Source organism: Acutalibacter muris, from assembly GCF_002201475.1.
Taxonomy (GTDB): domain Bacteria; phylum Bacillota; class Clostridia; order Oscillospirales; family Acutalibacteraceae; genus Acutalibacter; species Acutalibacter muris.
Genome location: NZ_CP021422.1, coordinates 86,920 through 109,670, shown reverse-complemented (window position 1 = coordinate 109,670; position 22,751 = coordinate 86,920). Strand labels below are relative to the sequence as shown.

At 58.9% G+C, this 22,751-nt stretch carries 25 protein-coding genes; 5 read left to right on the top strand and 20 right to left on the bottom strand.

Annotation, left to right across the window (positions count from 1 at the left end; genetic code table 11):
• Nucleotides 1-15: 15 nt before the first annotated feature.
• The 14 genes from secF to ADH66_RS00455 form a co-directional block, all read right to left on the bottom strand.
• The gene (gene secF / locus ADH66_RS19735; RefSeq protein WP_066537087.1) at nucleotides 16-2,364 is read right to left on the bottom strand and encodes a protein translocase subunit SecF; all 2,349 of its coding nucleotides are present in this window, start codon (nucleotides 2,362-2,364) and stop codon (nucleotides 16-18) included.
• Between the two features lie 145 nt (nucleotides 2,365-2,509).
• Nucleotides 2,510-4,492: a bifunctional 4-hydroxy-3-methylbut-2-enyl diphosphate reductase/30S ribosomal protein S1 gene (locus ADH66_RS00515; RefSeq protein ID WP_066537089.1), complete on the bottom strand. Its 1,983-nt coding sequence runs from the start codon at nucleotides 4,490-4,492 to the stop codon at nucleotides 2,510-2,512.
• 9 nt (nucleotides 4,493-4,501) lie between these two features.
• Nucleotides 4,502-5,179, bottom strand: a complete 678-nt coding sequence (locus ADH66_RS00510; RefSeq protein WP_066537091.1) for a lysophospholipid acyltransferase family protein — start codon at nucleotides 5,177-5,179, stop codon at nucleotides 4,502-4,504.
• Nucleotides 5,180-5,860, bottom strand: coding sequence for a (d)CMP kinase (cmk, locus tag ADH66_RS00505; RefSeq protein ID WP_066537092.1), 681 nt, complete (start codon nucleotides 5,858-5,860; stop codon nucleotides 5,180-5,182).
• A 20-nt stretch (nucleotides 5,861-5,880) separates the two neighbouring features.
• Nucleotides 5,881-6,441: a GNAT family N-acetyltransferase gene (locus ADH66_RS00500; RefSeq protein WP_066537094.1), complete on the bottom strand. Its 561-nt coding sequence runs from the start codon at nucleotides 6,439-6,441 to the stop codon at nucleotides 5,881-5,883.
• Nucleotides 6,438-7,076 carry a zinc dependent phospholipase C family protein gene (locus ADH66_RS00495; RefSeq protein ID WP_066537096.1) on the bottom strand — a complete coding sequence of 213 codons (639 nt, stop codon included), beginning with the start codon at nucleotides 7,074-7,076 and terminating at the stop codon, nucleotides 6,438-6,440. The genes ADH66_RS00500 and ADH66_RS00495 overlap by 4 nt, the downstream gene beginning before the upstream one ends.
• 3 nt (nucleotides 7,077-7,079) lie before the next feature.
• On the bottom strand, nucleotides 7,080-7,484 hold the full coding sequence (locus ADH66_RS00490) for a hypothetical protein (RefSeq protein WP_066537097.1): 405 nt from the start codon (nucleotides 7,482-7,484) through the stop codon (nucleotides 7,080-7,082).
• A gap of 2 nt (nucleotides 7,485-7,486) precedes the next feature.
• The gene (locus ADH66_RS00485) at nucleotides 7,487-8,692 is read right to left on the bottom strand and encodes a BaiN/RdsA family NAD(P)/FAD-dependent oxidoreductase (RefSeq protein ID WP_330397743.1); all 1,206 of its coding nucleotides are present in this window, start codon (nucleotides 8,690-8,692) and stop codon (nucleotides 7,487-7,489) included.
• Between the two features lie 11 nt (nucleotides 8,693-8,703).
• Nucleotides 8,704-9,576, bottom strand: coding sequence for a MurR/RpiR family transcriptional regulator (locus tag ADH66_RS00480; protein ID WP_084384336.1), 873 nt, complete (start codon nucleotides 9,574-9,576; stop codon nucleotides 8,704-8,706).
• 131 nt (nucleotides 9,577-9,707) lie between these two features.
• Nucleotides 9,708-10,247: a hypothetical protein gene (locus ADH66_RS00475; RefSeq protein ID WP_066537104.1), complete on the bottom strand. Its 540-nt coding sequence runs from the start codon at nucleotides 10,245-10,247 to the stop codon at nucleotides 9,708-9,710.
• 15 nt (nucleotides 10,248-10,262) lie between these two features.
• A complete protein-coding gene (locus tag ADH66_RS00470; protein WP_066537106.1) occupies nucleotides 10,263-10,880 on the bottom strand; it encodes a J domain-containing protein in 618 nt (205 codons plus the stop codon).
• Nucleotides 10,881-10,986: 106 nt separating this feature from the next.
• Nucleotides 10,987-11,889 (bottom strand): DUF5685 family protein, encoded by a 903-nt coding sequence (locus ADH66_RS00465; protein WP_066537107.1) that lies wholly within the window; start codon nucleotides 11,887-11,889, stop codon nucleotides 10,987-10,989.
• A gap of 125 nt (nucleotides 11,890-12,014) precedes the next feature.
• Entirely contained in the window at nucleotides 12,015-12,905 is an 891-nt protein-coding gene (locus ADH66_RS00460) for a diacylglycerol/lipid kinase family protein (protein WP_066537108.1), read from the bottom strand.
• A gap of 18 nt (nucleotides 12,906-12,923) precedes the next feature.
• Nucleotides 12,924-13,367: an NUDIX hydrolase gene (locus ADH66_RS00455; RefSeq protein WP_066537109.1), complete on the bottom strand. Its 444-nt coding sequence runs from the start codon at nucleotides 13,365-13,367 to the stop codon at nucleotides 12,924-12,926.
• A 138-nt stretch (nucleotides 13,368-13,505) separates the two neighbouring features.
• On the opposite strand from ADH66_RS00455, the gene ADH66_RS00450 reads away from it, so the two are divergent.
• Together ADH66_RS00450 and ADH66_RS00445 are read left to right on the top strand one after the other, a co-directional pair.
• Nucleotides 13,506-13,940: a cell wall hydrolase gene (locus ADH66_RS00450; protein WP_066537110.1), complete on the top strand. Its 435-nt coding sequence runs from the start codon at nucleotides 13,506-13,508 to the stop codon at nucleotides 13,938-13,940.
• Between the two features lie 24 nt (nucleotides 13,941-13,964).
• Nucleotides 13,965-14,384, top strand: coding sequence for a hypothetical protein (locus ADH66_RS00445; RefSeq protein ID WP_066537111.1), 420 nt, complete (start codon nucleotides 13,965-13,967; stop codon nucleotides 14,382-14,384).
• 41 nt (nucleotides 14,385-14,425) lie between these two features.
• Here ADH66_RS00445 and trxB read toward each other — a convergent pair whose 3' ends face one another.
• The 6 genes from trxB to ADH66_RS00415 are packed head-to-tail and all read right to left on the bottom strand — an operon-like array spanning nucleotide 14,426 to nucleotide 19,501.
• Nucleotides 14,426-15,322 (bottom strand): thioredoxin-disulfide reductase, encoded by an 897-nt coding sequence (gene trxB, locus ADH66_RS00440; RefSeq protein ID WP_066541759.1) that lies wholly within the window; start codon nucleotides 15,320-15,322, stop codon nucleotides 14,426-14,428.
• Between the two features lie 24 nt (nucleotides 15,323-15,346).
• Nucleotides 15,347-15,655 carry a thioredoxin gene (gene trxA / locus ADH66_RS00435; protein WP_066537114.1) on the bottom strand — a complete coding sequence of 103 codons (309 nt, stop codon included), beginning with the start codon at nucleotides 15,653-15,655 and terminating at the stop codon, nucleotides 15,347-15,349.
• 54 nt (nucleotides 15,656-15,709) lie between these two features.
• Nucleotides 15,710-16,429, bottom strand: a complete 720-nt coding sequence (locus ADH66_RS00430; RefSeq protein WP_084384337.1) for an HAD family hydrolase — start codon at nucleotides 16,427-16,429, stop codon at nucleotides 15,710-15,712.
• Nucleotides 16,430-16,798 (bottom strand): DUF1667 domain-containing protein, encoded by a 369-nt coding sequence (locus ADH66_RS00425; RefSeq protein WP_066537117.1) that lies wholly within the window; start codon nucleotides 16,796-16,798, stop codon nucleotides 16,430-16,432.
• A gap of 2 nt (nucleotides 16,799-16,800) precedes the next feature.
• Entirely contained in the window at nucleotides 16,801-18,066 is a 1,266-nt protein-coding gene (locus ADH66_RS00420) for an NAD(P)/FAD-dependent oxidoreductase (protein WP_066537118.1), read from the bottom strand.
• Between the two features lies 1 nt (nucleotide 18,067).
• Nucleotides 18,068-19,501 (bottom strand): NAD(P)/FAD-dependent oxidoreductase, encoded by a 1,434-nt coding sequence (locus ADH66_RS00415; protein WP_407922940.1) that lies wholly within the window; start codon nucleotides 19,499-19,501, stop codon nucleotides 18,068-18,070.
• 151 nt (nucleotides 19,502-19,652) lie between these two features.
• Between ADH66_RS00415 and xylB the strand changes: the two genes are divergently transcribed.
• Genes xylB through ADH66_RS00400 form a run of 3 tightly spaced genes read left to right on the top strand, consistent with a single transcriptional unit; the run spans nucleotide 19,653 to nucleotide 22,728 of the window.
• Nucleotides 19,653-21,182 (top strand): xylulokinase, encoded by a 1,530-nt coding sequence (xylB, locus tag ADH66_RS00410; RefSeq protein WP_066537120.1) that lies wholly within the window; start codon nucleotides 19,653-19,655, stop codon nucleotides 21,180-21,182.
• Between the two features lie 12 nt (nucleotides 21,183-21,194).
• Nucleotides 21,195-22,070, top strand: coding sequence for a DegV family protein (locus ADH66_RS00405; protein ID WP_084384338.1), 876 nt, complete (start codon nucleotides 21,195-21,197; stop codon nucleotides 22,068-22,070).
• Nucleotides 22,071-22,074: 4 nt separating this feature from the next.
• Nucleotides 22,075-22,728 (top strand): YczE/YyaS/YitT family protein, encoded by a 654-nt coding sequence (locus tag ADH66_RS00400; protein ID WP_084384339.1) that lies wholly within the window; start codon nucleotides 22,075-22,077, stop codon nucleotides 22,726-22,728.
• The last annotated feature ends 23 nt before the right edge of the window (nucleotides 22,729-22,751 follow it).

Sequence of the window (22,751 nt, the reverse complement as noted above, 5' to 3'; positions counted from 1 at the left end):
ATGTCAAATTCTGGATTATTTCTTATCAGCCTTGCGTACCTGCCACGCCGCAAAGAGGTTGGGCGCGATAAACTGTGACGAGAAGCAGCCCGCCACAACGCCCACCATCATGGGCAGGGAGAAGGACACCACAGTGCTTATGGAGAACACGCCGGCCACCGCCAGCACCACCACCAGCGCCAGGAAGGTGGTAAGGGAGGTGAGCACCGTGCGGCCCAAAGTCTGGTTCAGGCTCAGGTCCATGGTGTCCACAAACTCGGCCCGGGGGCCAAGCTTACGCTTATTCTCACGCACCCGGTCGTAGATGACTATGGTGCTGTTCAGCGAGTAGCCCAAGAGGGTCAGCACCACGGCGATAAAGATATCGTTGATGGCCATACCAAATATCACGAAAATGCAGAAGGCAATGATAATGTCGTGCAGCAGCGCCACTATGGCCGTCAGGCCCGCCGACAGACCGCCGATCTTCTTGAAGCGAAGTGCGATATATGCCAGCAGCAGCACGGCCGTCAGCACAAAGCAGACCATGCACTTCTGGAAGAACTTGGCGCCCATGGTGGCGTCAACGGAGTTAGACTCCAGCAGAGTGAAGGTGGCCTGGTCATAAGCCTCGCTGAGCGCCTCCGCCACCTGGGCCTGCTGGTCAGGGGTCAGGCTCTTGTTCCCGGCAAAGGAGACTGTCACGCTGTCCTGGCCGGTGGTGATGTCCTTATTGACGGACACTGAGCTGTCCAAGCCCATCTTGTCGGAGATGGTGCTTGCAATAGACTCGCTGTTATAGCCCTCGCCCTCGACATTGTAGCGAATCATAGCGCCGCCTGCAAACTGGATATCCAGCTTCGGCCCCATCACAAGGCTGGCGATAAGCCCCGCCACAAGGACCACGGCGGAGATAGTGTAGTAGGCCCTGCGATTGCCAAAGAAGCTGAAGCGCTTATCCCGTTTTGGCTCCTGGCCCTCCTTTGGCCCGCCAAACAGCCAGCTCTTTCTAAAGGGCTTGAAGGACGCCAGGGACAGGGTCATCAGGCGGGTAGCGAACACGCCCATAATGAAGTTGGCAATAATGCCCACTAGCAGGGTGAAGCCGAAGGAGAAGATGGAGCCGGTGGTGGACTGGCCAAATATCATAGAGAGGATGTTGCTGGGCCCAAAGACCATCATCAGCATGATGGCCACAATGGCCGTGGTGATATTACCGTCAAAAATGGCCCAGAAGCTGCTCTGGAAACCGTTCTTTAAAGCGCCGTCCAGAGTCTTGCCGTTATTGAGCTCCTCGCGCACGCGGCTTGCGGTGATGACGTTTGCGTCAACGCCGATGCCTATGGAGAGGATAAGGCCCGCTATGCCGGGCAGGGTCATGGTAAAGGAGTTCATATTGGGGAAGAACCCGGATACCGCCGCAAAGCATATGCCCATCTGCCCCGCAAGGCTGATGACCGCCACCACGCCGGGAAGCCGGAAACAGACTATCATCAGCACCGCTATAACAAGAAAAGCGATAACACCCGCCATCAGCATGGCATTGAGCGCCTGGCTGCCCAGAGTAGGGGCCAGGGAGTTAAAGTTAGAGGTCTCCAAAGCGAAGGGCAGCGCGCCCGCCTGGATCTGGGCGGCAAGAGTAGTGGCCTCCTCGCTGGTAAAGGAGCCGGAGATAACGGCGTTGCCGTCGGTTATCTGCTCGTTCACGGTGGGATAGGAGAGCATGACGTCGTCCATCCAGATGGAGATGACCTTGCCCGTGAGCCTGCCGGTGGCCTCAGAGAACTTCTCCTTGCCCTCCTCGCTCAGCTCCAGCTGGACCACATACTGGGTCGCGCCAGTGTTCTGGTCCTGCTGCACGCCGGGCTGGGCCCTTACAACGTCCGCGCCCTCCAGGAGGACGGTCTCGGCGGTGGTGCCCGCAGGGGTCTTGTGTATCTCCTGCCCCCCCTCGCCATACTCTGTGGTCTCATACTCCATGCCCTCGCGGAAGGTGAGCATGGCCGTGGCGGACAGCTCGTTTATGGCCTTCTCCGGGTCGAAGTCCGTCTCGTCGGACTTCCAGGGGAAACGCACGATTATGCGGTTATTGGCCTCGTCGGTATAAAGCTCATAGTCCGTGATGTTCTGTGCCACCATACGGGTCTCGATTATCTGCTTTGCGCTCTCCAGCTCGCTGCTGGTGGCGGTTATCCCCTCCGCCGGGCTGAAGGTGGCCTCTACGCCGCCGCGTATGTCGATGCCCCAGCGTATATCCTGGGCCCCTTTAAGATAGGTGACCTTGAAGTCGCCGTTCTGCCCATACACTCCGAAAAGGGAGGTGTATACCAAGGCGGCAATCAGGACAAGGACCACAAAGAATACCGGTTTTTTTACTCGTCTCATGTTTGTTTTCCTCCAATAGCCCGGCCCTTCGCTATATTGACTAAATTTCCAGGTCGGACCTTAAACTTTATATTCACAAGGATGAACCCTGTATTACGCACAAAACAGGGCAGTCACGACTACCCTGTTATGATTATGCGTTTAATTACTCCTCCGAAGATTCGTCCTCCGTGCTGAACACTACCTCGTCGGCGGGAGCCTCCTCAGCCGCCGCGGCAGCCTGCTCGTCCTCCAGCACCGCGCGGATGGAGAGGGACACCCTGTGGCGCTCCAGGTCCACATCGGTGATCTTCACCTTCACCACGTCGCCCACCTTCAGCACATCCTGGGGCTTGTCAATGCGGTGGTCCGCTATCTGGGAAATATGGATAAGGCCGTCTATGCCTGGTATGACGCTGGCGAAAGCGCCGAAGTCGGTCATCCCGACCACCTTGGCCTCGCAGACAGTGCCGGCGGGGAACTCCTGCTCCAGCTTCACCCAGGGGTTGTCCTCCCGACGCCTGTAGCCCAGGGAGATCTTGCCGTTCTCCCGGTCAAGGCCCTTTACGTATACGTTTACGGTATCGCCCACCTTCACCACCTCGCTGGGGTGCTTCACGCGGTTCCAGCTGAGTTCGGAGATATGGATCATGCCGTCCACTCCACCCAGGTCCACAAAGGCACCGAAGTTTGTCAGGGACTTCACCTTGCCGGTGAACTCCTGGCCCTCCTCCACCTGCTCCCAGAACTTCGCCTGGGCGGCCTTGCGCTCCTCTCTGAGGACGCTGCGGATAGAGCCCACAGCCCGGCGGCGCTTGCGGTCCACCTCGATAACGCGGAACCTCACCTCCTGGCCCTGCAGGGCGTTAAGATCCTCGCCCCGGCTGACGGTTGCCTGAGAGGCGGGCACAAACACGCGCATACCGTCCCACAGAACGATGACGCCGCCCTTGACCACCTCTATCACCTTGCCCTCTAAAACCTCGTTGTTCTCCAGGGCCGTCTGGATTATATCCCAGCCCCTCATGGCGTCCACCCGGCGCTTGGAGAGCATGATGGTGCCCTCCTGGTCGTTGGTCTTCATGATGAGCAGCTCCATCTCGTCGCCCATCTTCACGATGTCCTCGGGCTTGGCGGTGGGATCGTTAGAGAGTTCCACTGCGGGGATAAAGCCCGCCTGCTTGCGGCCCACGTCCACATAGACCTCGGTGGGGGAGATGCCGACTACAACGCCATGTACCTTTTCATCTGTATTCATGCTCTTGAGTGACTCCTCAAGCATCTCCTCAAAATTCTGTTCCGTACTGTTGACTTCAGCCATGGTAACTAGTACCTCCTTTATTATGCTTGCCGGGGTCGAGGCCCCTGCGGTTATGCCAACGCTCAGGCCGGCGGGAAAGGTGGGCAGTTCGCTCGCCTTCTCAATGAGATACGTTCTACACTGCCTGGCGCATATATCGCCAAGCTTGGCCGTATTCGAGCTGTCCCTGCCGCCGATGACAATCATCACGTCGCATTTTCCGGCAAGGTCCAGCGCCTCTTTCTGCCGTTTCGCTGTTGCATTACATATTGTATCAAAAACTGCGGCGTTTGTACATACCTTTTTAAGAGTTTCCAAACATTTTTCCCACTCGCCCATATGAAAGGTGGTCTGGGCCGCCGCAGCTATGGGGACGTTTGTGAGCTCTGCATGGTCCTTTAGCAGATTTTGGAGTTCACTATGGTCCCGACACACAAAATATGGGCCCTTACAGTGGCTGACGGCCCCCTTCACCTCCGGGTGCCCCGGGTCGCCGAACAAAATAAACGTCCTGTTTTCTTCCGAGGAACACCCGGCTAAGTGGTGGATTTTTTTAACAAAGGGACAGGTAGCGTCCGCAAACCGCAGCCCCAGCCGCTCTATCTCCCGCTCCACCTCCAGGGTCACCCCATGGGAGCGCAGCACCAGCACATGGCCCTCGGGCGTGTCCCTGGGCGCGTCCACTACCTTCACGCCCTTTGCCTCAAGCTCCTCCACCAGCTGTGGGTTATGCAGCAGCGCCCCCAGGGTCGCCGCCTTCTCCCCCCTGTGCAGGAGCTCCTGCACCATATCCACCGCGCGCTTTGCACCGAAGCAGAAGCCCGCGCTCTTTGCAACCTCTATCCTCATAACATCGCCTCACTTCCCCGCCGCCCCCTGGGCCTGGGACGGCAGTCCCAGCTCCTGGAGGGTCTCCTCTCTCAGCGCCGCGATCTCCTTCATGATGGTCCGGCTGGCCCGGCGCAGCTCAAGACTGGAGTCGTCCTTTATATTAAGCGACTCCGCCGGTATGGGTTTTCCGATATTTATGATGTGCCGCTTGAACTTCTTTGGCAGTCCGCCGTCCCCTGTGGTGATGCACACCGGCACCACAGGGGCCTTTGTGCGGTAGGCCAGCAGCGCCGCGCCGGTCTTTGGCCGCTGCAAAAGGCCGTCCTTGGAGCGGGTCCCCTCGATGAAGATCCCCACCATGCCGTTCTCGTCCAAAAGCTTATAGGCGTTCTCCAGGGCGTCCGTGCCGCCGCTGCCCCTTATCACCGGGAAAGCCCCCAGCAGCCTTAAAAGCCCTCCGAGGAAGCGGCTCCTGAAAAGCTCCTCCTTCGCCATATACAACACCTGCCGCCACTGGGCCACACCCAGCATCACCGGGTCCCGCTTGGCCATATGGTTGCTGCACAGCAGCACCGGCCCGGTTTTGGGTATATTCTCCCGGCCCCGGACGCTTATCCTGAACACCGGATAGTAAAACAGGCACAGCAGGGACTGCCCGATAAGGTACAGCAGGTCCTTCCGTCTTGCCCCGCGCTTCTTTGTCATTTACCCCTTGCCTCCCCCTTCATTCCCCATGCGCTCCCTGGCCATGGCCGTAAGCCGCTCCACCACCTGCCGAAAGCTTAGCCCTGTGCTGTCCAGCACAACGCCGTCCTCGGGCAGCAGGTCCAGCTGGGCCGCGTCCTGCTTATCCCGCTGGACCACCTCTTTAAGCACCTGCTGAAAGTCCGCGGGCTCCCCCGCCTCCTCAAGCTGCCGGGTGCGCCGTCTGGCCCGCTCCTCGGCCGAAGCCGTCAGGAACACCTTTAACTGGGCGTCCGGCAGTATCACCGTGCCGATATCCCTTCCGTCCATTATCACGTTGCTTTTCCTGGCAAGGCCCCTCTGGATCCCCACCAGGAATTCCCTGACCTCCGGGATATGGGCCACCCACTTAGAGGTCGCCATGGACACCTCCTGGGTGCGTATCTCCTCCGACACGTTCCGCCCACCCAAAAGGGTACGCTGGCCGAACTCCCCATATTCCAGCGAGACCTCCACCCCCGTCAGCTCGGCAGTCACCGCCGCCGGGTCTTCAAGGTCCACCCCCTTCTCCAGCATATAGAGGGCTATGGCCCTGTATATCGCCCCGGTATCCACATAGGTAAAGCCCAGCTCCTTTGCCGCAGCCTTGGCCACGCTGGACTTCCCTGCTCCCGCCGGGCCGTCTATGGCTATCGCAAACATATTTCTCCTCCCCTCTCTTTTTATCCGTTTCTTTTATCATATTCAGGCTTCAGCAGCCTATACTCAAGCCTTGTCTTCATTCTGTCCTCATGCCACTGCCAGTCCACGTGCTCGGCCTCTTTAATAAGCCCACATTTCTGCATTATCCGCTCCGAGCCCTTATTCTCAGCCAGACACCCGGTGGTGACCCTATACACGCCGCCCTCCTTAAAGGCAAAGTGCAGGACCTCACTAAAGGCTTCCGTGCCGTACCCCCTCCCCCAGAACTCCGGGAAGTAGAAATACCCGGCGTGGACCAGCTTGCCCACCGGGGTGCGGTCCGTAACGGTGTACCCCACGGAGCCCACTTGCCTGCCGTTTTCCTTCAGCTCCACCCGCAAAAAGTAGAACGTCCTGTCCGGCTTCAAGGCCTCCTCCAAAACCCCGGCGAACTCCTTATCGGACTCCTCCCGGCTGTGCACCATAATGTCGCTCTGATACCGGAGCATGGCTCCCTCGTGGGATTTCAGCTGATAGTATTCCTCCTCGTCGGCGGGCGTATAGTCGCGTATGACGAGCCGGGGCGTTTCAAGCTTTATCATGTCCTTGCTCCTTCTCTCCATAAATACCTGATACATTCTTCCGTGCAGCCGGTTATATAATCGCGCACCTGCCGTTCGGATATATATTTAGTGTGGGGAACGATATCCCGCCTATTGTCGTACTCAAGGATAAGCTTATCTCCCCAGGCCCTTACGCTACCTGCGTCGATCCTCCCCTCCAGCGAGTACGCCTTGCCTTCCCTTATACCGTCTATTATGCGCGGCGCGTTCCCGTCCCAAAACATCCGCTCCTGTATCTGTTCGCAGTCCGCGTAATAGACCTCATTCATGGACATATCTGGGTCCGGCACCTGCGAAAAGCTCTCCTTAAACGGTACCCTTACAGAAGAATACCATATCATATCGGACAGCAGGTGCACAAGATAGCCAATTACAAAATCCCTATTTTCCGGCGTATGGTATTCGTCAAAAAAGCCGTCGAAATGGCTTATGGGGTTTTCACTTGTGAACCTATAGTGAGATACGCGCTTCATCTCTTTGGTACAGTCCGCCCTCATGTGGACCGCGTCCGGGGCGATGCTCCCCAGCAGGAAGTCCCCATAGGAACGGAACGAGCCGGGCTTCTCCCCATAGATATTATCCGCAATCAACAGGTGCATCATCGGCTGTGCCATATATCAACGGCCCTCCTTCTGCAAAAAAGAATCTATCAGCGCAATATCCCTCAAATCCTTCTCCCGGCCCAGGGCCGCCTTCTGTTTCCTTATGCTCAAAAGGCTCGCCGTGGGGAGGCCCTCCACCTGGACTACTTCCTCTGTCTCCCAGTCCTCCAGCACCTCCACATACTCGCTTACGGCGAATATCCTGGTATTGTCCAGGCCGTCCCTGTGAAAGGGATAGCCCTCCGCTTCAAGCCGGTCCGCAAGTTTCTTTGTGCAGATCAGGTCCACGTCATGTGTGCTCTCCCGGACCCCGAACAGCACCAGCGCCGCCCCCGAGGTCAGCCAGCAGTCCGGCCCTATAAACTCTATTCCCCGGGCAATGCTCAGCACGTCCTCCTTGTAAAGCAGCTTTTCACTCATTTTTATTCTCCCATGCTCAGCCCCGCCAGCCTGCCGGTGGCAAAGGCGATCTGCAAATTATACCCCCCTGTGGGCGCGTCCACGTCCAGCATCTCCCCGGCAAAGTACAATCCCTCTATAAGCTTTGAGCCCATGGTTTTGGGGTCTACCTCTTTAAGGCTCACGCCCCCGGCGGTGACTATGGCCTCGTCGATGGGCCGAAAGCTCTCTATCTCTACCGTAAAGTCCTTTAGTACGGCCAGCAGGCTTTTCCTCTGCCCTCTGGTGACGGAATTGCACCTTGTCTCCCCGGGCACCCCCGAGCGCTCCACTATCACGGGTATCAGCTTCTGTGGCAGCAGCCTGTCAAGGGAATTTATAAACTGCCTGTTCTTCTTCTCCTCAAGGTCCCGCAATATCCTCGCGTCCAGCTGTCCCTCGTCCAGTGCGGGCTTCAGGTCTATATGCACCGTATACGCCCCCGCAGACATGGGCCGCATATGCGCCGACGCGCTGAGTATGGTGGGCCCGGAGAGCCCGAAGTGGGTGAACAGCAGCTCGCCGAAGTCCTCATATACCGGCTTTCTCCTGCCCGCCGCCGTGACCCTGACCCCCACGTTGCGCAGGGACAGGCCCATAAGCCTTTGGCATATGCCACCTCTCTCCACCAGTGGCACCAGGGACGGACTTATGGGCACAAGGATATGCCCGAGCTCCTCCGAAAGCCTGTACCCCGACCCGTCCGACCCGGTGGCCGGATAGCTTGCCCCGCCGCAGGCCAGCAGCACGTTTTTTGCCTTATAGTATCCCCTATCGGTTTTCACCCCGACGGCGCGCCCCTCCTCAACGAGCACCTTTTTCACCGTCTCCCGGCAAAGCTCCGCGCCCCTTGAATAGCGCACAAGGGCGTCGGCAATGTCTGCCGCCCTGTCCGACTGAGGGAACACCCTGCGGCCCCGCTCAGTCTTTAATGGCACGCCCAGGCCCTCGAAAAAAGCCATGGCGTCCCCCGGCGTGAAGCTTGTAAGAGCGCTGTAAAGAAACCTGCCGCCATTGGCGGCAGCGATGACCTCCTGGGGCGTACAGTTATTCGTCACGTTGCAGCGCCCCTTGCCGGTTATCCTCAGCTTGCGCCCGGGCCGCTGGTTCTTATCAAACATCAGAACCTTCAGCCCACGCTCTATGCACGTTCCGGCGGCCATGAGCCCAGCGGCCCCGGCCCCGACTATAATAACCTCTTTCAGCTGTTCCTCTCCTCCACCTTCTCATATACTCCGTACTCGTCCCATATGCGCTCTATGCGCTCCAGGACCCTTGTGACCTGGGCCTTTTTACGGATGGCCGTGGTGACGATAAGGGCGTTTATAACGCTCAAGGGACCCACCAGGGAATCCACAAAGGACACCATATCGCTCCTTGCCAGCAGCACATGGGAGGCGCTCTGGGCAAGAGGGGAGGCCATACTGTCGGTGATGGCTATGGCGGTCATGCCCTGGCTGGAGGCGTACTGCAATGCCCTTGCGGCTTTCTTGGAGTACCTGGGAAAGCTGATGGCGATAATGGCGTCCTCGCTGTTCACATGCACCATCTGCTGTAAAATCTGGGCCTCGCTGGTGGCCTCCACCAGCTGCACGTTGTCAAAGACCAGCTGCATATAGTGGGCCAGAAAAGTCGCCAAGGCCAGCGAGCTCCCCGCCCCCAGGACGAATACCCTTTTAGCCTCCACCAGATGCTCCACCGCCCTATAAAACTCCTCTGAGTTCATACCCTCCCGGGTCCGGCGCAGGATGTCTATATCCTGGCCCAGCACCGCGTCCAGCAGCTTTTCCTGGGGGATGTTCCGTGAGGTCATCTCCAGCCGCTGGAAGCTTGTCATCTTGTTGCGTATCATCTCCTGCACGGCCTGCTGCATTGCCGGGTACCCGGAATAGCCGATCTCCGTGGCGAAGCGGACCACCGTGGATTCGCTGACCCCAACTGCCGCCCCCAGACGGGAGGCAGTCATAAACGCCACCTCCTCGGGGTGGTCCTGCAAATACCTGGCAATGGCCCGCTGGCTCTTAGAGAAGCCCCGGCGGCTCTCCTGTATCTTTTCGGAAAGCTGATCGTTCATAGGTCTCATGTTCCTCTCAAAAACATATTTAGCTTAATTTTACGTCTTTTTTTGCGGAAAATCAAGTATTATTGAAAATAAGCGTCGCAAAACCCAAAAAAGGCCCGCGGGGCTGCCCCCACAGGCCGCTTCTATTTAAAATATTTCGAGAGTTTCCCATGCACCCTGCGGAAATACTCCCGTATCAGCCCTGCCAGCGTGAATTCATACAGCACAAACACCACGTTCGCCATTAGCAGCAGCGCCACAGCCCCCCAGGGCATCGGCAAAAACGGTATATCCTCCCAGGGTATGCCCAGCACATATGTGGCAAGCAGCGCCTCGCCCACCGCCGCGCCGTTGAACACAAGCAGCTTCGCCCCCCAGCGCGCAGCCGCGTTTTTGATTTTGCCCAGCACCGCGAACAGAGCCGGATAATACCCGAAGAACAGCAGGTATATCAGCGCCGCCTCCTTATCTGGGGTCAGCAACAGGCACAGCGCCGCCGTCGCCCCATATGAGCCAAAGGCCCACTTGAGCCCTGCCTCGGCCACAATAGGTATCAGCAGGCACCCGGCAAGGGCGGGCATAGCTATGGAAGCCACCTGTACCAGCCCCTCGAACATCATCAGCGCCAGCGACAAAGCCGAAACCATACCGCAGAGGGCTGTTTTCGCCGTGTTTCCTTTCATGGGCCCGCCCCTCCCTCAGCAGCAGCGTATCAGGTCGCCGCCCATGCACTCGCAGCAGCAGTCGGCCATCAAAAGCCCCGAGCACATATCGCAGGCGTTACAGTCGCTGCTCATGCCGCGGTTGGGGTTATAGCCGCCGTACATACCGCCCCTCTGGTTCATGGCTTGGTTTAGGGCCGCGCTGTACTCCGAGTTGCTGGGGTCCATCTGGCAGGCCCGGGAGAAATGGTCCTTGGCCTCCTCAAGCCAGCCCCGGCGGTACAGAACTGAGCCCTTTAAAAAGTACCACTCGGCGTTGCGCCTGTCGGCGGGCACACCGTTCAGTATCTGCTCCGCGTCGGCAAACCGCCCGGACATAATAAGGCTGCGCACATCGCTGAAACCGGAGCCGCCTGCCCCGGCTCCCGTACCGTACCCGGCGTTATATCCGCCCCTGCCGCCGCTGCGCCGCTGGGCCGTTATGGCGTCATAGGCCTCGTTTATCTCCTTCATCTTCTCGTCGGCCAGCTCTTTGAGCGGACTCTCGGCATACTGGTCGGGGTGGTACTTTTTCGCCAGCTTCCTGTACGCGTCCTTTATCTCCTCGTCTGTGGCGGTGCGGGACACTCCCAGTACCTTGTACGGATCGTTCATTGAATTAACCCTTCCCTTTTGTTTTGAAGTATATTTACAGCCTTCGGCGACCAAGTTCACGGAGTGAACTTGAGGGAGCCTTTGCCCCTAAGAACCCCACAACCTTTTACCTTGGCTCTCTGCGGGGTTTCTCCTTTACATGAAGGAACAGTATCTCCCGCTGGACCTCTCCCAGGCCCTTTTGGGCCACATTCTCTATAATGGGCCCGAAGGCCCCAAGGTCGATAAGGTTAACTGCCAGCACCAGTCTTGCGGCGGTGGCGTTCAGAGCCTCGTTGCAGGCCTTGTCTGCGGCCCCGCGCTCCTCCTGGGAGAGCTCCCTCCTCCCCTCAAGCCCCAAGCGCTTGATAAAGGGGTTAAAGCTTCCCCTGCGCATATCCTCCGCCAAATCGTCCGCCGCGTCCATCAGATACACCCACCGGCCCAAAAAGTACCCGAAGCTCTCCAACGCCGGCCGCTGCTTGCCGTCACACCCGGCCAGCTCCCCGAACAGTTCCCGAAGCAGACTCGCCGTGGGCTCCGCGCATCGGTCCACCCCGGCGCTCTCCCTCTCGGCCTGCCTCTGTTCCTCCATGGTCCTCTCCACTATCCCGGCCATAGACGGATACCTTTTCGCCGCCCTCCTGGCCTTGGGCGAGACTATAGGCAGCAGCAGCCTGCTCCCAAGGGACGAGAAGAACCCTTCGTCCAGGCAGTCGTCCCGAAGCTTGTGATATGTCAGCAGCACGCAGAGCGCCGCCGCCTTCTTATAGGCCTCCCCTGGGCTTTGCAGGTACGTACAGGGCTTTAATGGGTTGAACACGCAGCGCCCGCTGCGCTCCTCCACCCGCTCGCCGCCCACAGATAACGCCAGCATAGCATAGAACGCGCAGTCATAGCTCAGGGCGAACCGGGCCATAGCGCCGTATTCCTTCCCCAGCACCCGGCAGAGCTCACAGTACACGGCCTTATACTGACCGTATTCCTTTACCAGCAGCTCGGGCTTATACGGGCGAACATATCCGAACATGGTCCTCTCCCCTTATCCTACCGATATTTTACCCGATTTTCCGCCCAAGTTGTTGAACACATTGTAAACAAAGCCCTTCAAAATCTTTACATATCCTTACTTTTTGCTTGAACTGCGAAGACATCTCACCTAAACAGCTTTAACGCCTCCGGCAGCACCTCCACCTTAACGTCTGTTCCCCCGCTTACGTACTCCCCGTCCAGGGACCAGGGCATGGGCTCCGCGCAGGTAAAGGAGGCCCCCGCCGTGTGCACGAAGGTTATCAGCTCGTCGTCCACCTGTCCGCCCATCAGGGCCAGCAGTATGCGGTTTAGCTCGTGTAGGTTCTTCGGGGTCTTTACCAGGGCCAGCTCGAATCTGCCGTCCACCGGGTCCACCTTCTCCGGGGCCAGCTTGATTATCCCGCCTAGGGACGTGGAGTTGCTCATGGCCCCGAAAAGGTACTCCCCCTCGTATATGCCGCCTTCTACGGTCTCGGCCCGCACGGTATAGGACTTCAGCTGGGGCAGCTCCTTTATGCCCTCTATGACATACGCCAGGTGTCCTAGAGAATTTTTCAGGCTCTGGGTGGTGGCATAGGAGGTCTGGGTAAACGCCCCGAAGGAGGCCACGTATATAAAATGCCTGTCCCCGAAACGTCCGGCGTCTATGGGCTTCGCCTCGCCGTCCGTGATAAGGTCCGCGGCCTCGGCGGGTTCCTTCGGCAGGCCCAGGAAATTTGCGAAATCATTTGTGGTCCCGGCGGGAATATAGCCAAGCCTTATATCCTCCCCGCTTCTCAAAAGCCTGTCCACCGTGGCGCTCAGCGTCCCGTCGCCCCCGCAGCACACCAGGATGTCGGGTTCTGAACGTATGGCCCGGTCCAAGGCCTCGGCAGCATGGGCGGAGTTGACGGTAAGCTCCATTACCACCTCGTTTTTGTCCTCTCCGCCGGAAAAGGCCCGGTATATGCTGTGCAGCTCCCTCATGACCACCTGCTTGCCGGCGTTCGGGTTTACCAGTATCCTGACTTTCATAGCTTTCCCCCTTCTCTTCTAGCCTTTGAACCTGTCCTGCACCCGCCCGAAAATATGCGGCGTGATATAGGGATAGGTCACGTTCTCCGGCAGGGCGTCGAAGCCTCTCGCCTCTGCCATCTCGCTTTCGGGCATGGGGCCAAGGGTTTTTATATCGGCAAAGAATATGGCCCCCCAGGCGCCGCTTTCGGGCTTTCCGTCCACCCGTTCCTCGGCCCAGTACATACACACGGGCTCCAAAGTAAAATCCTCAGCCCCGCTCTCCTCCCAGAGTTCCCTCCTTGCCGCGTCCTCAGGGGACTCCCCCGGCTCTATATGCCCGCCTTGGGTCTCCCAGGTGTCCCGGTCTTTATGGCGGCTCAACAGCAGCCTGCCCTCATACCGTGAGAACACCACCACATATTTATTGGGGAGGGATTCGTCCCAGTCAACTATCTTGGCACAAATTGAACTGCTACCCATGTCACAGCGCTCCTTTTGGTTATTTTCCTGTTGATTATAGCAGAAAGCACGCTGAATGTAAAGCGGAAGAGGCCGCTTGCCGGAATACCCCCGCCCTCCTTTACATATATATAATTACAAACATAAGGAGGAAGGGACGTGGCGTTTTCTGACAGAGAGATACTGGCGCGGATAATCGAGTGCGAGGCCGGCGGCGAGGGCGACACAGGGATGCAGGCCGTGGCCTGCGTGGTGATGAACCGGGTGCAGGTAACCTACGGCGAATACGGCAGGCTCATGACCCTCCGGGAGGTGGTCTACCAGCCCAAGCAGTTCACCTGCGTTATGGAGACCGTCGGCGGCCAGTACAATATGCAGAATATCTACAATATGCGCCCAACGGACGTACATTATAACATCGCGGACTGGGCCATCGCTGGAAACCGGCTTACTAACCTGGGCTTTGCCCTTTGGTATTTCAACCCCTTTAGGCCCACCTGCAGGGAGAACTTTCCCTCGCAGGTGGGGCAGTTCGTGATACGCCTTGGGGACCATTGCTTTTACAATCCCACGGAGAGCTATGCGGAGACATGACTACTTTTGAAAGGAAGGCAGTGTATGAATCAGAATCAGAGACGTGAATGCGGGAGAAACTCTGCGGCCATGCGCAGGCTTATGAGCCGTGCGGACTACATGGCCGAGGCGGACGGCGCGGCGGCCATGGACAATTTCGAACACCCCCAGCAGGAGGACTTCGACTCCGAGGAAATGCGCGGGTCCATGCAGATGATACTGGCACAGAACATCGGGAACTTTGTGGTGATAGAGTTCCTCATAGGCACCGGCGGCATCATGCGCAAGCAGGGAATGCTCTATTTTGTGGGCCGCAGCTTCGTGACTCTATATGACGAGGCGGCAAATAACTTTATAATCTGCGACATCTTCTCCATCAAGTTCGTCTATTTCTATATGCCCAACGACAGGCCGCGGCAGAATTTTAACCTGCTGCCGGGGAATAGCAATAATATGCACAGGTAACCATGAAAGAAGATCCCTCCCGAGGGGGGATCTTCTTTCATCTATTTATCCAGATACTCCTGGGCGGCGGTGGCGGCCACAGCGCCGTCAGCGGCAGCGGTCACTATCTGCCTGAGGGGCTTTGCCCTAAGGTCTCCGGCGGCAAATACCCCCGGGATATTCGTGCGGCAGTCCTCGCCCGCCGAAACATAGCCGGCTTCGTCCAGCTGGACCTGCCCCTTTAACAGTTCGGTCTCGGGCACCTGCCCTACGGCGATAAACACCCCGGCACAGCTGAGTTCCCTGCACTCGCCGGTATTCTTATCCTCCGTCACAAGGCCCGTAAGCCGCTCCTCAAAGCGCAGCTCCTTCACAATGCTGTCCCAGACGAACTCCACGTTCCCGGCCATCTCCAGGTTTTGCTGCTGTATCTGTGGGGCGCGCAGCTTGTCCCGGCGGTGTATTACGTACACCTTCTCGCAGAGCCTTGAAAGGTACAGCGCGTCAGCCACGGCGGTATTGCCCCCGCCCACCACCGCCACGGTTTTGCCCCTATAGAACATACCGTCGCAGGTGGCGCAGTAGGACACGCCCTTCCCCCTCAGTTCCCGCTCGCGGGGAAGCCCCAGCTCCCGGGGCTGGGCCCCTGTGGCAAGAATCACCGTCCGGGCCTTATAGACCTCCTTGGGCGTTTGCAGGGTCTTGATATCCCCGGAGAGCTCCAGGCCCGTGACCTCGGCTGAGATGGTCCTCGCCCCAAAGCGCTCGGCCCCGGCCTTCATCTTCATGGCAAGCTCAAAGCCGTTTATCCCCTCGGGAAAGCCTGGATAGTTGTCCACCATGTCCGTGGTGCCCATCTGCCCGCCTGGGGCGAGCTTTTCCATGAGCCCCACCGTGAGCCCCGCCCGGGCCCCGTATAACGCGGCGGTGTACCCGGCGGGTCCGCCGCCTATTATCATCAGGTCAAAGATATCCGCCACGGCTCAGATAAGCTCCTCCAAAGCGGTCTTGGGCTGCACGCCCACAAGGGTAGAGGCTATCTCGCCGTTTTTGAACAGTATGGCCGTGGGTATGCTCATAACGCCGTATCTGCCCGCAAGGTCCGGCTGCTCGTCCACGTTCACCTTGCCCACCTTTACCTTGCCCTCGTTCTCCTCTGCGAACTCGTCCACTATGGGCGAGAACATCCGGCAGGGCCCGCACCACTCGGCCCAGAAGTCCACCAGCACAGGGACGTCGGATTTTAACGCCTCCGTCTCGAAATTTTCCTTTGTAAGCGTCAGAACTGCCATTTTTTAGTTACCTCCTAAATGTTAATAATTATATTATTCTGACCCGGGCCGGCTTTATTCCAGCCCGGCGAATTTCATGAAGTCCGTAAAACTGCCGTGAGGTATTGCACTGATATCATCGTTATGGGCATTCTCCAGACAGTCGGTGATAAGATATGCCGAAAGCCCCGCCTTTCCCGCAGCCAGCGCGTCCTCGCGCACGTCGTTGCCTGTCATCAGGCACTCCTCCGGGCGCTTTCCCATACGTTCCAGTATCTGGGTATAGTAGAAAGGGCTGGGCTTGCAGTAGGAGCAGTTCTCATAGCTGGTCACAAGGGAGAAGTCCCCGGGCGTAAGCCCCAGCCAGCCAAGCCTTGTGGCTACGGCCACGGCGGGGAACATGGGGTTTGTGGCCAGCACCACCGTGTAACCGGCGCTTTTTGCCGCGTCCACGGTCCTTTTGGCCAGAGGATTCTCCCGGGTGGCTGTTTTCGCGCCGTTGAACTCCTCGGCGTAAAACTTATCGAATACCGGGCGCAGGTCCAGTATCTGCTCGCCAAGCTCCCCGGCGAAGGTCTCCCAGAAGCGCTGGTCGTTGGGGCAGGCGCCGTCGTTTGCTATCATGGCCTTGGTGCCCCTCCAGACAGCGGCAACAAGGGTCTTTGGTTCATAGCCATAGGGCGCGGCCTTTTGAGCCAGTAGCCCGAAATAGGTGTCTGTAAAGCTCTCCAGGTCCATAGGCAGCAGTGTGCCGTCCAGGTCGAACATCAGCGTGGTTATGTTTTCCCTGAGCAATTATATCCCCTCCCTGTCTGCGGTGGCGATAAGGTCCACGCCGGTGCCGGCTATGTTGGGGATAACCACATCGCCGATATGCACGGGGGCGGTTACCACAGTCCTGCGTATCTCCTCCATAACGGCGAATATCTTGCTTTTGGGCACGTCCTGCCTTGTGCGCACGGAGACCACCGGGCCCGTGCCGCCTTTGAGCCGTACCGTAGAGGTGACGGTCCTCGTGGGGGCGGTGACCTCTCTCCTGCCGTAGTCCTCGCCCCGTTTGCAGGTGTTGCCGGTGACCGAGAGCACTTTACCCTCATTATCCGTCTCCACCTTTAAGGGGCAGCCCAGGGGGCAGCTTATGCAGGTAAGTTCGACTATTGGCAAGGTTATTCCTCCTCCCGGGCCTCCAGGGTAAGGTTCTCCTCAGAGCCTGTAAGCCACTCTTTTTTTACTGTCAGCTGCTCCATCTCGCCGGGGGCCATCACCGGGCGCTTCTTTCTTATGAGCTCTTTCTCCCCGGCCTTCAGGGTGACAAGGGCCCTTCTCATGTTCCTGCCCACCCTGAAGCGGATCACCGTATCTCCGTCTCTTCGGGCGGGATCTATGGTGCAGGGCACAGTGTACCGCACCGCTCCCGCCGGGACAAGGGGTATGCCCGCGCCCCTTGGGGCCCACCCGCCCAAGACATACCTGGCGGCGTTCCTGCCCGCCCCCGCGGCCTCCTGTGACACGTAGTCCACTAGGTCGTGTACGTGCAGCACGTTCCCGCAGGCGAAGACCCCGGGGATATTTGTCTCAAGGCTCTCGTTGACTATAGGCCCGCCGGTGACCGGGGCCAAATCTACTCCCACGGCCCGGGACAGCTCATTTTCGGGCAAGAGGCCCACCGAGAGCAGCAGCGTGTCGCAGTCGTAGTCCTCCTCGGTGCCTGGGATTGGCTTTAAATCGTCCCCCACCCTGGCAATGGTAACGCCGGTTACCCGCTCCTTGCCCCGGATATCAACGACAGTATGGCTGAGCTTCAGGGGTATCCCATAGTCGTCAAGGCACTGGACGATGTTGCGCTTGAGCCCGCCGGAATAGGGCTGGAGCTCCGCCACGCAGAGCACCTTCGCCCCCTCAAGGGTCATACGCCTTGCCATTATGAGCCCGATGTCGCCGCTGCCAAGAATTACTACACGCTTTCCGGGCATATAGCCCTCCAGGTTCACAAGCCGCTGGGCCGTGCCCGCCGAGAATATGCCCGCCGGCCGGGTACCGGGTATGTTCAAGGCGCCCCTTGGACGCTCCCGGCAGCCCATAGCCAGCACCACAGCCTTGGCCCGGGTCTGCAGCAGTCCGTCTTTACGGCTGACGGAGGTAACGGTTATCCCGCCGCCCTCCTGCTGCAAATCCACAACTGTAGTGCTCAGAAGGTAAGGGACGCCCAGTTCCTTCACCTTCACTATATATCTTGCGGCGTACTCGGGGCCGGTAAGCTCCTCTTTGAAGGTATGCAGGCCGAAGCCGTTGTGTATGCACTGGTTGAGTATGCCCCCCAGCTCCTTTTCCCGCTCCAGTATGAGTATATCCTTGGCCCCCGCCTCCTTGGCGGCTATGGCGGCGGCCAGCCCCGCGGGGCCCCCGCCGATTATGACTATGTCACGCTCCAACTTATTCGCCCTCCTTCCGGGTCCTGCCCAGCACTATCTGCGAATCTTTGCCGGACTTCCTGATATCCGTCAGGTCCAGGGAGAGCTCTCGGGAGAGTATCTCCATGACCCTTGGCGAGCAGAACCCGGCCTGGCACCGGCCCATACCTGCCCGGGTGCGGCGCTTCACGCCGTCCAGGGTCTTCGCCCCCAGCACTCCGTGCACAGCGTCCAGTATCTCTCCCTCGGAGACCTCCTCACAGCGGCAGATGATACTGCCATAGCGGGGGTCCCTCCTGATAAGCTCCGCCCGCTCCTCTGTAGGCATATCCGCGACCTTTGGCACACCTTTCCGTATAGGGTCAAAGCTATCGTTGACCGGCAATCCCAGCTTCTCCGCTATGAGCCGGGCAAGGTACTCTCCGATGGCCGGGGCGCTGGTAAGGCCCGGAGACTCTATCCCCGCCGCGTCGAAGAAGCCCTCGGCCGATTCGCCCAGAATAAAGTCGTCGCCGTCCTCGTGGGCGCGAAGGCCCATAAAGGAGGTTATCACCTGCCGCATGGGCACATTTTTCACCGCCCAGGCGGATTTCTCCGCCACCTCCCTTAACCCTTCGGCGGTAGTGGCGGCGGTCTCAGGGTCCTCCACGTCGGCGGCGGTGGGGCCCACAAGAAGGTTGCCGTGGACGGTGGGGCTTACAAGCACACCCTTGCCAAGCTTACCGGGCAGCTGGAACACCGTATGGGACACGTGCCCCCCGGCAGTCCTGTCCAAAAGACAGTATTCGCCCTTGCGGGGGGTGATGCGCAGCTTGCTTTCACAGGCCATATTGTGCAGCTCCCCGGCGTAGACCCCGGCGGCGTTCACAACGGTTCTGGCCAGGAGGTCGCCCTTATCGGTGGCAGCTGTCCAGCAGCCGCCCTCCCGCTTAAGGCCGGCGACCTTCGTGTCAAAGCGGAACTCCACGCCGTTTTTGGCCGCGCTCTCCCCAAGGCCCAGGGTCAGCTCGAAGGGGCAGACAATGCCGGAGGTCTCTGCCAGCAATGCCCCGCAGACCTCGTCGGTAAGATTGGGCTCCAGGACCCGGGCCTCGTCCCCGCTTAACAGCGACAGGCCCCCCACGCCGTTTTCTATACCCCTATCATAAAGCTCTCTTAAACGCGGAAGGCCGTCCTCGCTGAGACAGACCACCAGGGCCCCTATGCGCTTGAAGGGGATATCCATCTCCTCAGAGAGCTTGTCCATCATCTTATTCCCTTTTACGTTCATCCTCGCCTTCATCGTCCCAGGCTCCGCGTCGAACCCGGCATGGATAATGGCGGAATTTGCCTTGCTGGTGCCCTCGCAGACGTCCAAAGCCCGCTCCACTACTAGGAAGCTGCCCTTATACCGCGAGAGTTCCCTTGCCACCGCGCAGCCCGCGACCCCGGCGCCGATAACTACGGCGTCATATATTTTCATGCTCTACACTCCTTCCCTTTCATCTTTTATAATATAGCACAAACATATTTTTTGCGCAAGCCCAAACTGGGCCTTGACATCCCTCAAAAAATGGTACATTATTATAATTGGATTTTACCTTAGAATTATAAAGGAGATGTTTCGGATGGAATATATCATAGGCGTGGATCTGGGCACCAGCGGCACAAAGACCGTGCTTTTCGACCGGGAGTGCAGTGTGATTGCCAGCGCCACGGTGGAATACCCCCTGTATCAGCCGGAGAACGGCTGGGCCGAGCAGGAGCCCGGGGACTGGTGGAGGGCTGCGGCGGCCACTATAGAGCAGGTAATACGAAAAAGCCGGGTGGATCCGGCAGATATCAAGGGCGTGGGGCTCTCCGGGCAGATGCACGGCCTTGTGATGTTGGGCAAGGAGGGCAACGTGCTGCGCCGCTCCATCATCTGGTGCGACCAGCGCAGCGGCAGGCAGTGCGGCGAAATAACCGAAAAGGTGGGCCGTGAGCGGCTCATCGAGATAACCGCGAACCCGGCGCTTACGGGCTTTACCGCCGCCAAGCTCCTCTGGGTCCGAGAGAACGAGCCGGATATTTATAAAAAATGCGCCCATATACTTCTCCCAAAGGACTATGTGCGCTATATGCTCACCGGGGAGTTCGCCACAGAGGTGTCGGACGCCTCGGGTATGCAGCTTTTGGATGTGCCGAACCGCCGCTGGAGCGACGAGGTGCTCACAAAGCTGGACATAGACCCGAAGCTTCTGGGCAAGGTCTACGAGTCCCCGGAGGTCACCGGGACCGTGACCCAGGGGGCCGCGCAGATGACCGGCCTGCGCCCGGGCACCCCCGTGGTGGGCGGCGCCGGGGACAACGCGGCCGCGGCCGTGGGCACGGGCGTGGTGACGGACGGCATGGCCTTCACCACCCTTGGCACCTCCGGCGTGGTGTTCGCCCACACGGACAAGCTCTCCATCGACCCCAGGGGCAGGGTGCACACCTTCTGCTGCGCGGTGCCCGGGGCCTGGCACGTGATGGGCGTAACCCAGGGGGCGGGGCTTTCGCTCAAATGGTTTAGGGACAACTTCTGCTACTCTGAGATAGTCTCGGCCCAGGGTCTCTCCATCGACCCATACGTGCTTTTGGACCACCAGGCGGAGCTCTCGCCGGTGGGCTGCAATAAGCTTTTCTACCTGCCATACCTGATGGGGGAGCGCACCCCGCACCTGGATCCGGACTGCCGGGGGGTGTTCTTCGGCCTGTCGGCCATGCACGTGAGAAGCGACCTTTTGCGGGCCGTCATGGAAGGCGTGGCCTACTCCCAGAGGGACAGCCTGGAGGTCCTTCGCGAGATGGGCATAACGGCAAGCCAGATGCTCGCCTGCGGCGGTGGGGGGACCTCGCCGCTTTGGCGGCAGATGCTGGCGGACGTGTACGACTGCCCGGTGCAGACGGTCAAGTCAAAAGAGGGCCCGGCCCTGGGCGCGGCTGTCTTAGCCGGAGTGGGCGCGGGGCTGTACCCCTCGGTGCAGGAGGCCTGTGCCCGGCTCATAAAGGTCAACCCGCCCCAGGAGCCGATTAAGGAGAACGCCGAAAAATATGAGAAGCTCTATAAGGTCTACACCGGGCTGTACCCGGCGTTAAGGGACAATTTCAAGCAGCTGGCAGAGCTGGAATTATAAGAGAGGTATACTGTGGCAAATAAAATCATTTTAAGCGCGGACAGCACCTGCGACCTGGGGGAGGAGCTGAAGGCCCGCTATAACGTCAGCTATTATCCCTTCCACATTATCCTGGACGAAAAGGACTATCAGGACAACGTGGATATCACCGTAAAGCAGATATTCGCCGCCTACTACGACCGCAAGGCCCTGCCCAGGACGGCGGCCATAAACATCGGGGAGTACGTGGACTACTTCAAGGGCTGGGTAAAGGAAGGGTACGACGTGATACATCTGAACCTGGGCGGGGCCATCTCCAGCGCCCACAAGAACTGCGTTCTTGCGGCGGCGGAGTTGGCGGAGTCCGGGGCCCCGGGCAAGGTGTACCCTATAGACAGCTTCAACCTGTCCACGGCCATAGCCCTACAGGTGATAGATGCCGGGGACATGATAGCTGCCGGGCTCCCCGCCGCCGAGATAGCAAAAAGGCTGGAGCAGAACCGGGGCAATGTCCACGCAAGCTTCCTTCTGGACACCCTGGACTTTATGCGGGCAGGGGGGCGCTGTTCCACCGTGGCGGCGGTCAGCGCAAATCTTCTCAGCCTTAAGCCCTGCATAGAGGTGGACAATACCGACGGCAGTATGCACGTGGGCAAAAAGTATCGTGGGGGCCTTCGGAAGGTCCTGGTGAGCTACGTTAAGGACAAGCTGGCCCAGTACCCGAACATAAAAAGGGACCATATCTTCATCACATATTCCAGCATAGAGCCAGAGCTGGAGGACCTGGTGCGGGAGACCATACGCTCCACCATGGATTTTAAGGAGATACACGCCACCCATGCCAGCTGCACCATCGCCAGCCACTGTGGGCCCAACACCCTGGGCATACTCTTTGAGACGGAGGGCTGAGCCGATGGAGAGCTTTTTTGAGCGCTTTAAGGGCCGGCACATGATAAAGCGCACGTTGATAATGCTGCTGGCCGTGATAATAATGGGCATGGGGGTGGGCTTCTTCATGCACGCGGCCATGGGCTCGGACCCCTTCTCTACCCTGAACCTGGGGGTTAGCTCCAAGCTGGGGCTGAGCTTCGGGCTCTGGCAGGCCATATTCAACGCCATACTTTTGGTGGTCATCGTCTTTGTGGACCGATCGAAGCTTGGGATAGGCACCATAGGCAATATGCTGCTGGTGGGCTTTTCTGCGGACATTATGAGCGGTCTGCTTACGAACGTCCTGCCCCCCGCAGAAGAGCTGGGAATAATCCCACGGGTGCTGCTGACGGTGCTGGGGGTCCTGATGCAGCTTATTGGCTGCTCCTTCTACGTGACCTGCGACCTGGGCATGGCGCCCTATGACTGCATAAGCTATCTTGTGCCCGAGCGCACGAGGATACCCTTCCGCTGGTGGCGCATCCTGACAGACGTTATCTGCGTGGGAACGGGCTTCGCCTGCGGGGCGGCTATAGGCATCGGCTCGCTGATTATGGCCTTCGGCACCGGGCCCCTGCTGCCCATCTTCAACAGGTATCTGGCCGCGCCTGTGGTGGGCCGGAGCATTGAAAAATAGGTCCAATATTTGTGCAATATTGC